The sequence below is a fragment of the Streptomyces sp. DH12 genome (genome assembly GCF_020873895.1).
Classification (GTDB): Bacteria; Actinomycetota; Actinomycetes; order Streptomycetales; family Streptomycetaceae; genus Streptomyces.
Window position 1 is genome coordinate 1 of sequence record NZ_JAHWGT010001352.1, and the last position, 420, is coordinate 420.

At 66.9% G+C, this 420-nt stretch carries 1 pseudogene; it reads left to right on the forward strand.

Annotation, left to right across the window (positions count from 1 at the left end):
- Window positions 1–420: pseudogene (locus tag LPA54_RS40035) on the forward strand (substrate-binding domain-containing protein); the annotation flags it as partial.

Below are 420 nucleotides of genomic sequence, written 5' to 3' on the forward strand. Positions count from 1 at the left end.
GTCGCCGTCCTGGTGATCCTCGCGGGCGACGGCAAAGCCCTCTGCCAGGTCGGGCTGTAGGCGTTGCGCGCCGGCATCCCCGTCGTCAACCTCGACCGCATCTTCAACACCCCGCAGGCGTACCGCTGCTGGGTCGGCGGCGACAACTACGGCATGGGCCTCAACGCCGGTCACTACATCGGCGAGAAGCTCAAGGGCAAGCAGGACGCCAAGGTGATCGAACTGGCCGGCCTGGACAACCTGGAGCTGACCAAGCAGCGCACCCAGGGCTTCGACGACGCCCTGAAGAACTATCCGAACATCCGCAAGGTGGCCCGCCAGGCCGCCGAGTTCACCGTCGAGTCCGGCCAGGCCAAGATGGCGCAGCTGCTCCAGGCCCAGTCGCAGTTCGACGCGCTGTGGAACCACGACGACGACCAG